The sequence below is a fragment of the Paraburkholderia aspalathi genome (assembly GCF_900116445.1).
GTDB lineage: Bacteria > Pseudomonadota > Gammaproteobacteria > Burkholderiales > Burkholderiaceae > Paraburkholderia > Paraburkholderia aspalathi.
Window position 1 is genome coordinate 1 of sequence record NZ_FPBH01000053.1, and the last position, 15,240, is coordinate 15,240.

The following is a 15,240-nucleotide window of genomic DNA, read 5'->3' on the forward strand; positions in this document are numbered from 1 at the left end:
CCTTGAATTCTTCGGGTATGTTCCGTCTGCTCATTTCTCACCTCGTTTGGAGAATTATCCCCTTTAGAGGTGTCCATAGTCATTGGACCACTACACACTTACTTTCTTTGCCGCCGCAAAGAAAGATAAGCAAAGAAAGCGGCTAGAAGCCCCTGCTAAGCGGGCACCGCAGCTCGCTCACGGTAGTGGTGCATCTGGAATCTGTGTTCGTGCCCGTGCATAAGCTTGTGACAAGGGCGTCATACTTCCGGCGGCGCTTCGCGCGCCGAAGAGCAGTTCATAAAGCCACCCGCTACGTTTCGGCGCTCACGCGTCGCCGAGGCGAAGCCGACGGCCCCCACAAACCAAAACCGAAGCCGGTGGTTTCCCCTGCAGACCCGTCCGCGACGCACGTAGTGCGGAGTGGGAGCTGATGACTCCTTTGTCACTAGCGCGGAATGTGAGAGAACACGGATTCCAGTCGCACCACTACCCCAGGCAAACCACGGTGCCCGCTTAGCAGGGGCTTCTAGCCGCTTTCTTTGCTTATCTTTCTTTGCGGCGGCAAAGAAAGTAAGTGCCGCCCCGCACAGGGGCAACGCTAATAGACCACTAACAATGCAAGGAAAGGCACGAAAGCCAGAACAAGGAAAGGCCAAAGCCCTAAGAACACAGACAAAAAAGCGCCGCACAGGCAAAAAACCTCAAGCAAATCCCAACACCGTAGACAAACAGACAACACCCCGCTCCGCAAGTCAGGTCAACGACTCGCTCATGAAAACCCTACAAAAAAACTGAAAGTCTGCATTGCAGATGCAATGATTTCTGACCTCGATATATTCGTCCAGTGGTCACACAACATCGAAAGTCTCCACAGCTATCAGGCATCCTTAATTAAATGAAAGGTGATTCATGAATCAGAAGATGAAGCTGACCCACTTGGTCGTGGCACTACTGTGCGTCGGCGCAGTCTCCACCGCCCATGCGCAAAGCAGCGTCACGCTCTACGGGCTGCTCGACACGGGTATCGACTTCGCCAGCAACGTCAACGGCAACCATCTCTATCAAATGGCCAGCGGCGTCAGCGCGGGCAGCCGCTGGGGCCTCAGAGGCAAGGAAGATCTCGGTGCCGGGCTCTCCGCTGTGTTCGACCTGGAAAGCGGCTTCAATTCGACTAACGGCAGCTTGGGAAGTGGTCTGGCTTTTTCCCGTAATGCGTACGTTGGCCTCGCCAGTCAGACGGCCGGTACGGTCACTCTCGGGCGGCAGTGGGATCCGATCGTCGATCTCATCGAGCCGTTCTCGCTCAACGATAGCTACGGCGGCTGGTATTTTTCCCACCCCAATGACATGGACAACCTCGATAACGGCTTCGCCATCAGCAATTCGGTCAAGTACACGAGCCCCACGATCGGGGGCTTTACGGGCGAAGCCCTTTATTCGTTCGGCGGCCAGACCGGGCAGTTCTCGAATGACTCCGCCTATAGCGCGGCAGCGTCCTATACGAACGGACAGTTCTCGATGGGGGCGGGCTATCTGCGCGTCAACGATCCGGAGACGGCAATCCAGAGCTATCAGAACGGCTCGGGCTTTACCAACGCGGTGTACGGCAACTATCTGGCCAATGCCCGCAGTCAAGGCATCTTTGCCGCGGGTGCGTCCTATCAGATCGGCAAGTTCAAGGTGATGGGCAACTTCACGAACGTGAATTTCCAGCAGGGCGATGCAGGACAGGACGTCAAATTCCAGAACTATGAAATTGCCGGTACCTTCGCGGCAACTGGTCAGCTGAATCTCGCAGCAGGCTACACCTACACGGATGGCCGCGATCACGCGACCAATCAGGAACCGAAGTATCAGCAGCTCAACCTGAGCGCAGAGTACGAACTGTCGAAGCGCACGGCGGTCTATGCGCTCGCCGCACTACAGAAAGCCAGTGGCGGCGCCGTCGCGCAGATCGCCGGCTTCGATCCTTCGTCTGACGGCAAGCAGGTGGTTGGACGCGTGGGCATTCGACACTCGTTCTAAAGCATCAGAATCAGATGAAAGAGCGCGCTGCCCGAAGGGGTAGCGCGCTCTTTTTTGTTCACGAACCAAAATAGATATTGCAGTAACTCGGTGGACCGACACAGTTGTCGGCGCTGGTGGAGGGCGACGTTGTCGCGCATCCGGATAACAGGAATCCGGATGCAGCAGCGGCAACGGCAAACGAGGCCGTTCGTTTGATCGCGGTGCGAAGAGTCATTGATGTCAGGGCGAGAAATGCAGCGTGTTGCGTTTAGTGATAGATCTCAGTGTGCGTAAAGCGTCGAGTTCAGATAGGCGAGCTGTCCGTCCTTCTCCGCATGAACGAGTTCCTGATAAACCTGCGCACGCGTCTTCTCGCCGGTCGCCTGACCGTAAGGCGGCACCCACGACCCAGCCGCGTTGACCGCGGCGGTGCTGGTCGCTGCTACCTGCATGGTCGGTGCGGCGTTCTGTTGCGCCGGCGAAGGCGCCGTGGTCGATTGAGCGAAAGCGGAGGCCGTTGCGGTTGCACCGATGAAAGCGATGGCGAGCGTCAGAGATTTCATGTTCGTAATCCTCACAAATCAAATTGGATGGAACCGATGCGCGAACCGCAATGCATTCGTGGATCGGTTGATAAGAAGGATAGTGACCTGGCGTTAGCGGATCGGCGGTGTGCGCATGAAAAGATATTTATCCGTTGGAGCGCCGGCGATCCGATGATTCTTGGGCTTGTCCGGTACATGTCATGAACATAAAAAACGTTTCATGAATCGACCGGTTTTGATCACGGGTATGTCACCACGCAAATCTACATTGCGGCTACCCGCACGGTGTGCGGGATCGGTCCGTCAATGCGCGGATCGGCGCCTTCTCTTACCCGGAATCAAACATGAACAAAGCATTGGCAACCACACTCGTCGCGCTGGCCGGCACCTTCGGTGCAGCGGCGCACGCACAAAGCAGCGTCACGCTCTACGGCACACTCGATACCGGCATCGACTACATCAGCAATCAGAAAACGGCCTCAGGCGGCAAAAGCAACTGGATGATGGAAAGCGGCAATATCAGTACCGACCGCTGGGGCCTGCGTGGTAACGAGGACCTGGGCGGGGGCTTAAGCGCGGTCTTCGATCTGGAGAACGGTTTCAATATCGACAGCGGCAAATTCTCCAACGGCGGCGATGAATTCGGCCGGCAGGCATGGGTCGGCATCGCGAGTAAGCAGTGGGGCACGGTGACCATGGGGCGGCAATACGACTTCCTGGTCGATTTCGTCGCGCCGCTTTCGGCCACAGGTTCGGGCTTCGGCGGCAATATCGCCGATCATCCGTTCGATAACGACAACCTCAACAACGATCTGCGCATGAACAACGCGCTGAAATTCCGCAGCGCGACTTATGACGGCTTCACAGTCGGCGGCGCTTATGCGTTCAGCAATGCGGCCGGTGGCTTCAGCAATAACAACGCCTATAGCCTCGGTGCGCAATGGGCGGGCGGTCCGTTCAATCTGGCGCTCGCGTACCTGCAGGTGAACCAGCCGGGCGGCGTCAATCAACCCGCCAACACCGGTGGCGCGGTGAGCAGCAGCGATGGCGACGCGACCTTCACCGGCGCGCGCCAGCGCATCCTCGGCGCGGCAGGGCGCTATACATTCGGCGCGGCGACCGTCGGTCTAGTTTTCACGCGGACCATGCTCGACGACCCGCATCAGATCACGCAGGGTGGCGCGTATGCCACGCTCAACGGCGATATGCTGACCTTCAATAACTACGAACTGAACGCGCGCTATGCCATCACGCCGGCGTTCACGCTGGGCGGCTCGTACACGTTCACCGACGGACATTTCAGCGACGACGGCAGGAGCGTCGCACCGAAGTGGAATCAGTTCATGCTGCAGGCAGATTACGCCCTGTCACGCCGAACCGATCTGTATCTGGAGGGCGTCTATCAACATGTGTCGGGGGCGGACGGTATTGCGGTGCTCGGTAATGCGTCGATCTATTCGCTAGCGGCTTCGTCGAGCGATCGGCAGGCGGTTGTGGCGGTGGGGATACGGCATAAGTTCTGAGCGCGGCATGTGCGTTGAAAGGGTGTCGTAAGCGTATATGGAAGGCAAACGCCGCCGGTGAAGAACCGGCGACGTTTTTTAACGGCATGGGTGGATTCAACTGACAGATTCAACCCGCAGTTTCACTCAGCGGACGCGAGCACCTTCGGATGCACCGCTTGCGCACTTGCCGCCTGAACGGCAGGCGAGCCCGTAGCGCCGTCCGCCGACCAACCGCCGCCCAAGGCCTCAATCAAGCCCACCGAGGCCAGCAGACGTCGCGTATTGAGGTTCAGTGCGTCGATCTGGGTAGTGAGTTCGGTGGTCTGCGCGGTCACGACATCCAGATAGCTGACCACGCCGTCGCGATAGCGCGACATCGAAAGCGTCAACGTGCGTTGCGCGGCGACCAGCGCCTCGTTCTGCTGCGTGGCTTCGTCGCCGAGATGATGCAATTGCGCGAGGTTGTCTTCGACCTGCTGGAAGGCGAGCAATACCGCGGCCTTGTACTTCGCGCCGTTCTCGGCGAGTTTGGCGCGCGCCTGTTGCGTGATCGCCTCACGGCGGCCGCCGTCGAATAGCGTGAGCACGAGGCTCGGTCCGACCGACCAGATTTCATTCGGCGCCATCAGCCACGGCGAAAGCGTGTCGCTCTGATAACCACCGTCGAGTCCGAGCGAAATGTCTGGGAAGAAGGCGGCCTTGGCCACGCCGATTTGCGCATTGGCCTCGGCAACGCGCCGCTCGGCCGCCGCGATGTCGGGACGCCGTTGCAGCAGTGCTGCGGGCAGGCCCGTTGGAATCGACGGCAGATACGCCGTTTCGATCTCCGGCGCGAGTGTGAAATTCGACGCGGGCGCGCCGGTCAGGCTGGCGATCGCATGCTCGTACAGCGCGCGGCGAGCAGTGATGTCGTCGGCGGAAGCGCGCGCGGTGTCGAGTTGTGTCTGCGCGCGCGAGACGTCGAGGTCGGATGCAATGCCACCCGCGTGACGGCTTAACGTGAGTTTGAGCGCGTGCTGGTAGGTGTCGATCGTGTCGTTGAGCAGTTGCTGCTGTTCGTCCAGCCCGCGCAGATTGAAGTACGCGCTTGCCAGATTCGCCTGCAAGCTCAAACGTACCGATTGGAGATCGGCCTCGCTCGCCTGCAGCGCCGAGCGGCCCGCCGACACCTCGTTGCGGATCTTGCCCCACAGGTCGAGGTCATAGCCGATGCCGACGTCGACCGTATTCGTGCCGTACACCGCGGGCTGACCCACGCCACGCAGCGGGCGGTTGTCCGATTGCCTTTGGCGTTCGACCGACGCTTCGGCGCCGATGGTCGGAAACAAGCCCGAGCGGGCTTGCGACAGATAGGCGGTGGCCTCGTCGTGGCGCGCCATCGCCGCGGCCACGTCCGGGTTGGCGGCGGCCACCTTAACCTCGAGATGGTCGAGTACCGGATCGCGATACACCGTCCACCACGCGTCGCGCGGCACGCGGTCGGCGGGTCGGGCGAGCTGCCATGCGCCACCTTCCTTGAACGTCGTTGGGATGCTGGTGGCCGGCGCCTGGTAGGTCGGCGCGAACGAGCAGCCGCTCATCAGCGCCGCGGCCGCCAACGCGATGCAGATGCGGCGTTTATCCATGAGCGCTCTCCGCTGGCCGGCGTGCGGCGAGCGACGTGTCCGTCGTACTAGCCGGATTGCTTTCGAGTCGCACTTCATCGCCCGAGGCAAGCGAGTCGGGCGGATTGTCGATGACACGGTCGGCTGGATTCAGACCTGAGGCGATCTCGACGTGCGTGCCGAGATCGGTGGCGATCGATACCGATTTGAGCACCGCGCGGTTGTCGTGGCCGACCACGGCGACCTGCAAACCGTTCTGCCGGAAGATGAGCGAGCTGGCCGGGATCGACAAGGCATGCGAGTTGGTCGGCAGCGCAAAATGCACCTCGGTGTATTCGCCGGGGATCAGCAAACCGTTTTGATTGTCGACCGCGAGTTGCACCAGCAGCGTGCCGGAGGAGGGCGTGATCGCATCGTCGGTGTCAACGAGTTTGGCGTTGAACTTCACGCCGGGGCGTTCGGGCACGGTGAGCGTGGCGGTCATGCCGGGTCTGATGGCGGCGGCCTCGTCCTGCGGCACGCTCACGTAAACGCGCAATTGACGTGCGTCCGACACGGAAAACAGTTCGGGTCCATTGCCGCCGCCCGCATTGATGAGCGCGCCGATATCGGTGGTGCGCGCGGTGACGATGCCGTCGAATGGGGCAGTGATGCGCTTGAACGATTCGAGCGCTTCGAGACGCCGTACATTGGCTTCCGCCGCAGCTACGGTTGCCTGCTTGGCCACGAGGTCGCTGGTCTTTTCATCGGCGTCCTGCTGCGAGACCGAATCCTGTTGCAGCATCCTGGTCCAGCGGGTTGCCGTGGAGGCCGCGAGTTTTTCGTTAGCCACCGAGTTCTGCAAATCGGCGCGAGCCTGCAGCAATTGCTGATCGAGGTCGGGCGTGTCGATCACCCCAAGCAACTGGCCGGCTTTGACGTGCGTGCCGATATCGGCGTACCACGCATGCAGATAACCCGACACGCGTGCGTAAATCGGCGCGTTGACGAAGGCGGACAGCCGTCCGGGCAACACCAGCGCCTGCGCATCGAGGTCGTGTTTGGGTGTGTATGCAATCACCGTGGGCACGGCTTGCTGGGCTGACCAGGTGGTGAGTTCCTGCTTCGCATGCACGCGGCTGGCAATGCCGCTCGTCACAATGCCCGCTGCCACCAGCAGCGCGACGATGCCGACCAGCTTCAGATGACGCAGCCGCTTGGGCGAATTGATCTCGATCTCAGTGGACATGATGGACTCCGGGTTCGGATGATGAGTGATCGTGCGAGGGGTCGTTGGATGAGTTGCGCGACGGGCCGTGCGATGGATCGTGACCAGCGGCATCGCGCCGATGCACGAGGCTGAACACGACCGGTACGAACAGCAGCGTGGCGAACGTCGCGCAGATCAGGCCGCCGATCACCGCGCGGCCGAGCGGCGCGTTCTGCTCGCCGCCGTCGCCGAGGCCGAGCGCCATCGGCGCCATGCCGATAATCATCGCGAGCGCTGTCATCAGCACCGGCCGAAAGCGCGTGAAGCCGGCCTCCATCGCGGCGACCAGCGCATTGCCGGTCACCGCCAGCCGTTCGCGGGCGAAGCTCACCACCAGAATGCTGTTGGCGGTCGCGACGCCCATGCAGAGAATCGCACCGGTCAGCGCGGGCACGGAGAGCGGTGTATGCGTGGTGAACAGCATCCACACGATGCCGGCTAACGCCGCGGGCAACGCCGTGACGATTACGAACGCGTCGCTCCACGAATGGAAATTCACGACAATCAGCAGATAGATCAGCAGAATCGCGCCGACCAGACCTAGCGACAAACCGAGGAACGCGCTGTTCATCGTTTGCACCTGGCCGCGCAGCGTGACGATCGAGCCCTTCGGCACATCTTTCGCGGTTGCATGGACGATGTTCTGAATCTTCGCCGCAACGGCGCCGAGATCCTGACCTTGAGTGGTCGCGAACACGTCGTAGAGCGGTTCGATGTTGTAGTGCGACACCACCGCATTGCCGACGCCGCGTGAAATGGTCGCAATGCCGCCGAGAATCTGCGCCTGGCCGCTCTTGCCGGTCACGGGCAGGTTGTTGAGATTCGACAGGGACGTCATGCGGTATTGCGGGGTCTGCGCGACGATCGGATACGACACGCCGTTCTTCGGATTCAGCCAATACGTCGGCGATACCTGGCTCGTGCCGGAAAGACTCGCTACCACGGAGTTGGTCACGTCCTGTTCGGTAATGCCGAGTTGATCGGCGCGCGAGCGGTCTACCGACACGGTGAACTGCGGATACGTCGACGCCTGCTGGATACGCGTATCGGCAATGCCGGGAATCATGCGCATGCGTCGCATCACTTCGCTGGCGTAGCGATGATTGGCCGCCTGGTTCGGCCCCGCCACCTGCAAATCGATTGGCGCGGGGGCACCGAAATTCAGAATCTGACTGACGATATCGGCCGGCAGGAACGCGAAGGTCGTTCCCGGGAATTGACGCGGCAGCGTTTCGCGCAGGGTGTGCACGAAGCCGGCGGTGGGGGCGTGGTTCTCGTTCAGCGAGATCAGAATGTCGCCGTCTTGCGGTCCGGTCGTGCCGCTGTTGTTATAGGTCAGGTTGATGCCGCTATTGGGCAGTCCGATGTTGTCGACGATACTGCGCAACTGGTCCGGCGGAATCGCGCGGCGCACGGCGTTCTCGATCAGATCGAATTGCGCGGCGGTATCTTCGATCCGCGTGCCGATCGGTGCGCGCACATGGATCGCAATTTCGCCGGAGTCGATATTGGGGAAGAAATTGCGTCCCAGCCACGGTGCGAGCAGGAACGACGCGCCCACGACGATCAGGAAGCCCGCGACGAAACGCTTGCGATGCGTGAGCGCAAGGCCGAGTACGATCCGGTACACGCTGCGCACGCACTCGAAACGATGCTCGAAGCCGCGTTGAAAGCGCACCAGCGGATTGCGCGACGGCGCCGGATGCAAGGGGCCGCCATGCGTGTCCATTACCGCGGCCAGTTCGCCGGAGGCGTGACCGCCCGATGCATGCGGACGCAACAGGTATTGCGCCAGCATCGGCACGAAGGTGCGCGAGAGGATGAACGACGCGATCATCGCGAAGATCACCGCTTCGGCCATCGGCACGAACAGGAAGCGCGCAATGCCGTCGAGCAGCAGCATCGGTACAAACACGATGCAGATGCAGAGCAGCGAAACGAAGGCGGGCGCAACGATTTGAGCGGCGCCGTCCATGATCGCGCTGCGTACGTCCTTGCCCTGTTCGAGATGCCAGTTGATGTTTTCGATCGTGACGGTGGCGTCGTCGACCAGAATCCCCACCGCGAGCGCGAGACCGCCGAGCGTCATCACGTTGAGCGTTTCGCCCATGGCGGCAAGGCCCGCAATCGCAGCCAGCACCGCCAGCGGAATCGACGCCGCGATGATCAGTGTCGAGCGCCAGCTGCCGAGGAACAGCAGGATCATCAGTGAAGTGAGCGCGGCGGCGATCACGCCTTCACGCGCCACGCCACTCACCGCGCCTTTCACGAAGGTCGATTGATCGCCCATCGTCACGAGCTTCAGTCCGGGCGGCAGCGTTGCCTCGATGCGCGGCAATTGCGCCTTGACGCCGGCGATGATGTCGAGCGTCGACGCCGAGCCGTTCTTTAGAATACTCATCAGCACCGCACGATGACCGTCCACGCGCACCACGTTGCCTTGCGGCGGATAGCCGTCGCGCACGTGAGCCACATCGCGGATATAGATCGTGGCGCCGTCCACCGTCTTGATCGGTAGCGCGTTCAGTTCGTCGAGTGCGAGCGGGCTGTTGTTGAGCTTGATGTTGTATTCGAAGCGGCCGATCTTTTCGGTACCCGCCGGAATGATCTGATTCTGCTGGGCGAGGGCGGTGGCGACGTCGTTGGCCGAGAGCTTTTTTGCCTGCAAGGCTTGCGGATCGAGATCGATCTGTACTTCGCGGGTCTTGCCGCCATACGGCGTCGGAATCGCCACGCCAGGCACGCTCAGCAATTGCGGGCGAATGAAGTTGGTCGCGTAGTCGGCGAGTTTCTGCTCGTCAAGTGTATTGCTGGTCAGCGCCAGTTGCAGCACCGGCACCGTGGACGCGTTGTAGTTGAGAATCTGCGGCGGCGTGGTGCCGGGCGGCATCTGCTTGAGCACCGTCTGTGAAACCGAGGTCACCTGCGCGGTGGCGGTGCGGATATCCACGGTCGGCTGAAAGAAGATCTTGACGATGCCGTAGCCGCGAAACGATTGTGACTCGATATGCTCGATGTCGTTGACGGTCGTGCCGAGCGTGCGTTCGTAGTAGGTGACGACGCGTCCGGACATGTCGTCCGGTTGCAGGCCGGCGTAGTTCCAGACCACACTGATCACGGGAATGCGGATGTCGGGAAAGATATCCGTCGGCGTGCGCAACGCGGCAAGCGGGCCGATCAACAGGATCAGCATCGCAAGCACGATGAACGTGTAGGGCCGGGTCAAAGCCAACCGGACTATTTTTAACATCGAAGGCTGCTCCGTTCAGAGGCGCGATTGAATCTGCGCGGGCGTGTGGCGGTTAGGGCTCGCACCAATGGCGCGGCTCGGTAACGGCATTCTGGAGAGCGGGTCCTAACAGGCGCGGACTAAACAAATGAAACTAGTTTTAGGAAGCCTGGAGGACGTGCGCGATTGCATCGAAAGCCGCGTCGCAACGGCTTTAGCGCTGCATGCAGCGCTAAAACTCCGTCAGAAAACCTGCGAATGGGGCGGCGTCAGCCGAACAGATAGCCTGAGCCTCGAATGGTGCGGATCAACGGCCGCTCGCCGGGCGTCTCGACTTTCTTGCGCAAACGGCCGACGTGTACGTCGATCAGGTTGGTGCCGGGATCGAAGCGGCAGCCCCACACGGCTTCAAAAATCATCGTGCGCGTGAGCACCTGGCCGGCGTGGCGCATCATGAATTCGAGCACGCGGAATTCGGTGGGCTGCAGATCGAGCTCGCGCTGCCGGTAGGTGACTTTGCGGCGCACGAGATCGAGCTCCAGCGCACCGTTGCGCAGCAGCGTTTCAGCTTTGGCGTGGCGTGGGCGGCGGCGCAACAGCACCTCGACGCGTGCGAACATTTCTTCGGGCGAGAATGGCTTGGTCAGATAGTCGTCGCCGCCGGCGCGCAGACCTTGAATGCGTTGATCGACGTCGGACATCGCACTCATCACGAGCACTGGCGTTTCCATGCCGACGCCACGCATCGTCGCCACGATGGTCAGGCCGTCGAGATCGGGGAGCATGCGGTCGAGTGTGACGACGTCGTAGTCGCCCGCCATCACTTTCGCCATGCCTTCGCGGCCGGTGCGCGCCACGTCAACAGAGAAGCCGCTTGCGCTGAGCGTGCGCACGATGTCGTGGGCGATCAACTCGTCGTCTTCGATCGTCAGTATTTTGGGCATGATGCGCGGGCCCGGTTCAGGCCACCGCCCGCAAGGCAACCGGGCGGTCCGGCGCGCGATACTGGCTGACCGCGAAGTCGATGAAACTGCGCACACGCATCGACAGGTAATTGCGGCCGGAGTAGAGGATCGACACCTGGCGCGGGCCGCCGTTGATTTCGAACTGTTCGAGCACGGGGACGAGCGAACCTTGCGCAAGATCGTCGGCGATGATCGGCAGCGGCAGCAAGGCGATACCCATATGGTTGAGCGCGGCCACGCGCACCATCGCGCTGCTGGTGGCGGTGAGCGCGCTGCCGGTGTTGACGCGATAGATGCCGTCGGCGTCGGCGAACTCCCAGGCACGCGACGAACCGTCGGAGACCGTCAACAAGCCGTGGCGGTTCAACGCCGACGGATCGCGAGGGGTGCCGTGACGCGCCAGATAGGCGGGGGACGCGACCGTCATTTCATGGACGCTGGTCAGCGTGCGACTCACCAAAGATGAGTTGGCAAGTCGGCGGTCGTCGGAGAAACACACATCGAAGCCACCTTCCACGAGATCGATATGCGTATCAAACGTTGTCACATCGAAATCCACGCGTGGATGCAGCGTGCGATACGCCGCCAGCAATGTGCCCAGGCCGGCGGTCGCGAACGTCATCGGCGTGGCGATGCGCAACGTGCCCTGCGGATCGCGTGTGGTCTCCAGCAGGTTCGATTCCATCTCGTCGAGCTTCTCGATGATCGTGCGGCAGCCGTCGAGATACTCGCGGCCCACATCGGTCAGCGAAAGGCTGCGTGTAGTGCGGTTTAGCAGGCGCATGTTCAGATGCGCTTCCAATGTGCCGACGCTGCGAGTGACCGCCGCCGCCGACATGCCTAACTGTCTCGCCGCAAGATTGAAGCTGGCAAGATCGACCACCCGTGTGAAGACACGCATCGCTTGTAGCTGGTTCATGTTGGAACAGTAGAGAAGGACGATGGCTGCATCATCGGCGATCGCGGATAAAACGGCACGCCCAGGTGGATTAAGTCTTTTTTAATTTTGTGCAATGTTCATGAACTGCGCGGGCAAAGCTGCATCCCGGTGCGTTCGTGAACGATCAGCAAGACTAAGCGACGCGCAAAAAAAGAGCGCGGCCAGAGCCGCGCTTCGGAAAGAGACCTGAATGAAAGTAACCGCTATGGGGCGGCGGGGGAAGTATAGATGCGGAGCGCCGCGAGGTGCATGCGCTCTCTGAAACGCAGTGCTACGCGAAACGCAACAAGCGGTAGCCATTCGCGAACCGGCTGAATCAACTGATCCAGCCGGTTCAGCCGATTCAATTGAGCATGCCGTGTACTTCGAGCGAAGCTTCCAGCTGCTGGGTCAACGCGTGATGCAGCCTGGCAAGACTCTCGGTGGGGAGTGCAAAACCGGCCCAGCCCAGGCCGGAATGCCGCAGGAACAGCACGGCGCCGTCGTGCAGCGGATGTTTTTCGGCGTGCCAGCACGGATCGATTTCAATCACGTACTGATGGGCGCGCAGGGGTTCCTTCGGTACTTCCGGGCGCATCGTGGCGCGCAGCGCGCTGAGGTGCTCGATCACGGCATCCAGATCGGCCGTTTCGAGCAGTACCGCACGGTCCTCGATGGCGATGCGAACCGCGTTCTGTCCGTATTCGTTGACTCTCTCGATGCTCATGGGGCGCGACATATCTCTGCTCCTTGCTGCTCTTACGGTGAGCAAATTATGGCTCCGCCTCTCTTAACCAAGTCTTAAAGAGCGCGATCAAGGGATGAAACTTTGTTTAAGGAGACCGCCTGGCACGATTTCCGCCGCTGCGGACAATTGTCTGACGTTTTTCCCTGCGCGCAGGTCAATGACCGGTGCATTGGTCATATGTAAAAGAGGCCGGATGTTTCAATATAGAAACATTTTTAGTCGTGTGGGAAATTAGTGTCGAAATGCTTAATCGGGAATGTTTCGATAAGTGTGCGGTTTGCCGCATTGGCACTGCCGATAAATTCCCGATTTGCGAATAAAAGCCTGATTGAATGTTCATTATTTGCGAGGTTTCGATTTCACGTTTGAAACATTTCTGTATGTGATTTCGATGAATCGCCATCGCGAATCCGGCAAGCCGTGCTGCGTCGGCGCGCCCGAGTAGAAGCCTTGAGCGTGGCTCTGTGCAAGGTTCTTCGACCTTCTGATGGTCAGACAGGCTGCTGCGGCCCGTTGCTATGCCGACTCATATGCCGACGGTCATATGAAACACACAATAATGGATTTCGTCGTACATCGAATTTCTCAATACGGATTTGTTTTTCAAATTTACTATAGGGCGGCATTCAGCTAACATCACGCATAATCCGTTAAGCGGCGTTGCCGGTGGTTTTCATCCGCCGTAATTCAATTCGTCCATATCGTCCGGCCGACGGGGCAGCGGGGTCTACAATGTACGACAGCTTGGGGAAGATCATGCCGCACTTGCATCTGGATACTGCGAGGATTACCTGGTTACATACGCCGACGCTAAACGTGCGTAGTGCAGCGCGGCGAATCGGCGTGTTGCTGTTCGACGGCTTCTGGCTGCTCGGGCCTGGCACGGTAGTCGAGATGTTCCAGACCGCCAACGAACTCTCGGGCTCGCGGGCTGGCGAAGAGCCGCCTTACGAAGTGCAGTTTCTGTCGATGGACGGGGGCAGCGTCGCGAGTTCTTCGTCGGCGCGGATCTGGACCGATCGTATCGACACACGTTATGGCAGCGGTTTCGACGTGCTGTTCATCGCAGGGGGCTACGGCGCGCACGAGGCCGCGCTCGACGAACGCTTGCTGGGCTGGTTGCGATCGGTGCAAACGCGCACCCGTGCGATCGAGACGATCGGCGAGGGCCGTCTCGTGCTGGAAGCAGCGGGTCCCGCGGAGCATGACGGCTTGCAGGTGAATCGCTATCTGGGCAGTGCCGCGGCCGATGCCGTGCGTAGCGCAGCCAACGATCGTAACGACTGCGCGCGCAGCGCGCTGATGTTCATCAAACGCGATCTTGGCGCGGAGCTGGCGCGCAGCGTCGCCGATCGGGTGATGCCGGGTATGGCCGCGACCTGGGTGCCACTGCCGGCTGAGGGCGGCACGCTCAGCGTCGCCGAGAAAATCCGTGCCGCCGCGCGCTGGATGGAGGCGAATTGCGATCGTCCGGTGTCAGTTGCCGACGCAGCGCAAGTGGCGGCGATGAGCGAACGCAATTTTCTGCGGCGTTTCAAGCATGAAATGCAGGTCACGCCTTCTGATTATCTGCTGCAGGTGAGGCTGCGTATTGCCTGCAACTTCCTGACCGAAACCGAACTACCGGTCGACAAGATCGCGCGCCGCAGCGGCACCGGCAACGGCGATCGCCTCGCGAAGATATTCCGCAAGCGTATGGCGCTGTCGCCCACCGAATATCGCGCGCGCAGCCGGGTGGCGACAGAGGCGTAAGCTTGAGCAGGCGCCGTGCAGATGGTGCAACTCAGGGTGCGACCTGGAGCGGGCGGGCGCGTGTGCAACGGCGTGCGCTGCGGCGTGTGTAGCCGTGCGTGCACCGGTGCGTGCGTCGGCGGTCGTGTTTTCTGCTGGCTGGCTTCTTACGAGCATAGTGGCCATGGGCAACAAGGTAATGGCGACAGCATTGCCGGAGGTGAAACTCATCGAGCCCGAGGTGTTTTGCGACGAATTTGGCTTCTGTTTCGAGAGCTTCAGCGCGGATGAGTTTACCGACGACGTCTCGCAAGGTTTCAATTTCGTGCAAGACCGTCATTTGCGGGCAGTGCGTGGCGTGTTGCGCGGCTTGCACTATCAGGTGCATCGGCCGCAAGGTCGGCTCGTGCGCGTGGTGGTGGGAGAGGTGTTCGACGTCGCCGTGGACGTGCGGCTCAATTCGCCGACCTTCGGCAAATGGAGCGGCGCATACCTGAGCGCGGCCAATCATCGGCAGGTGTGGGTGCCGCCGGGCTTCGCACACGGTTTCGTCGTGCTGTCCGACGTCGCCGAATGCCTGTGGAAGACCACCGAATACTGGTTCCCCGAACTCGAGCGCTGCATCTTGTGGAGCGATCCTGACATCGGTATCGACTGGCCAATTGAAATCGAGCCGATCCTCGGCGCGAAGGACGCAGCGGGCCGGCGTCTTTACGAGGCGGAAAATATCGCCTGAGCGCTGCGCATGCACATGCT

Annotated in this window: 11 protein-coding genes; 4 read left to right on the forward strand and 7 right to left on the reverse strand. The window is 60.8% G+C overall.

Going from position 1 to position 15,240, the window contains the following annotated elements; genetic code table 11:
- Positions 1-909: 909 nt before the first annotated feature.
- The gene (locus tag BM438_RS42030) at positions 910-2,007 is read left to right on the forward strand and encodes a porin (RefSeq protein WP_167378542.1); all 1,098 of its coding nucleotides are present in this window, start codon (positions 910-912) and stop codon (positions 2,005-2,007) included.
- 263 nt (positions 2,008-2,270) lie between these two features.
- Here BM438_RS42030 and BM438_RS42035 read toward each other — a convergent pair whose 3' ends face one another.
- Entirely contained in the window at positions 2,271-2,552 is a 282-nt protein-coding gene (locus BM438_RS42035; protein ID WP_093647004.1) for a DUF4148 domain-containing protein, read from the reverse strand.
- Between the two features lie 326 nt (positions 2,553-2,878).
- Here BM438_RS42035 and BM438_RS42040 point away from each other — a divergent pair, with 326 nt between their 5' ends.
- Positions 2,879-4,057, forward strand: a complete 1,179-nt coding sequence (locus tag BM438_RS42040) for a porin (protein WP_093647006.1) — start codon at positions 2,879-2,881, stop codon at positions 4,055-4,057.
- A 122-nt stretch (positions 4,058-4,179) separates the two neighbouring features.
- On the opposite strand, the gene BM438_RS42045 is transcribed toward BM438_RS42040, so the two are convergent.
- The 6 genes from BM438_RS42045 to BM438_RS42070 all read right to left on the reverse strand — a co-directional run bounded on the left by BM438_RS42045 (position 4,180) and on the right by BM438_RS42070 (position 12,744).
- Positions 4,180-5,664 (reverse strand): efflux transporter outer membrane subunit, encoded by a 1,485-nt coding sequence (locus BM438_RS42045; protein WP_093647009.1) that lies wholly within the window; start codon positions 5,662-5,664, stop codon positions 4,180-4,182.
- Positions 5,657-6,871, reverse strand: coding sequence for an efflux RND transporter periplasmic adaptor subunit (locus tag BM438_RS42050; protein ID WP_093647011.1), 1,215 nt, complete (start codon positions 6,869-6,871; stop codon positions 5,657-5,659). The genes BM438_RS42045 and BM438_RS42050 overlap by 8 nt, the downstream gene beginning before the upstream one ends.
- Complete coding sequence (locus tag BM438_RS42055; RefSeq protein ID WP_093647014.1) at positions 6,861-10,142, reverse strand: efflux RND transporter permease subunit; 3,282 nt, start codon at positions 10,140-10,142, stop codon at positions 6,861-6,863. Before BM438_RS42055 ends, BM438_RS42050 begins: the two co-directional genes overlap by 11 nt.
- Positions 10,143-10,390: 248 nt before the next feature.
- Complete coding sequence (locus BM438_RS42060; protein ID WP_093647016.1) at positions 10,391-11,065, reverse strand: response regulator transcription factor; 675 nt, start codon at positions 11,063-11,065, stop codon at positions 10,391-10,393.
- A 16-nt stretch (positions 11,066-11,081) separates the two neighbouring features.
- Positions 11,082-12,005 (reverse strand): LysR family transcriptional regulator, encoded by a 924-nt coding sequence (locus BM438_RS42065; protein WP_093647019.1) that lies wholly within the window; start codon positions 12,003-12,005, stop codon positions 11,082-11,084.
- Between the two features lie 364 nt (positions 12,006-12,369).
- Positions 12,370-12,744, reverse strand: a complete 375-nt coding sequence (locus BM438_RS42070; protein ID WP_093647021.1) for a hypothetical protein — start codon at positions 12,742-12,744, stop codon at positions 12,370-12,372.
- A gap of 765 nt (positions 12,745-13,509) precedes the next feature.
- On the opposite strand from BM438_RS42070, the gene BM438_RS42075 reads away from it, so the two are divergent.
- Both BM438_RS42075 and rfbC read left to right on the forward strand, forming a co-directional pair.
- Positions 13,510-14,505, forward strand: a complete 996-nt coding sequence (locus BM438_RS42075; protein WP_093647069.1) for a GlxA family transcriptional regulator — start codon at positions 13,510-13,512, stop codon at positions 14,503-14,505.
- A 163-nt stretch (positions 14,506-14,668) separates the two neighbouring features.
- Complete coding sequence (gene rfbC, locus BM438_RS42080; protein WP_093647023.1) at positions 14,669-15,220, forward strand: dTDP-4-dehydrorhamnose 3,5-epimerase; 552 nt, start codon at positions 14,669-14,671, stop codon at positions 15,218-15,220.
- Positions 15,221-15,240: the final 20 nt, after the last annotated feature.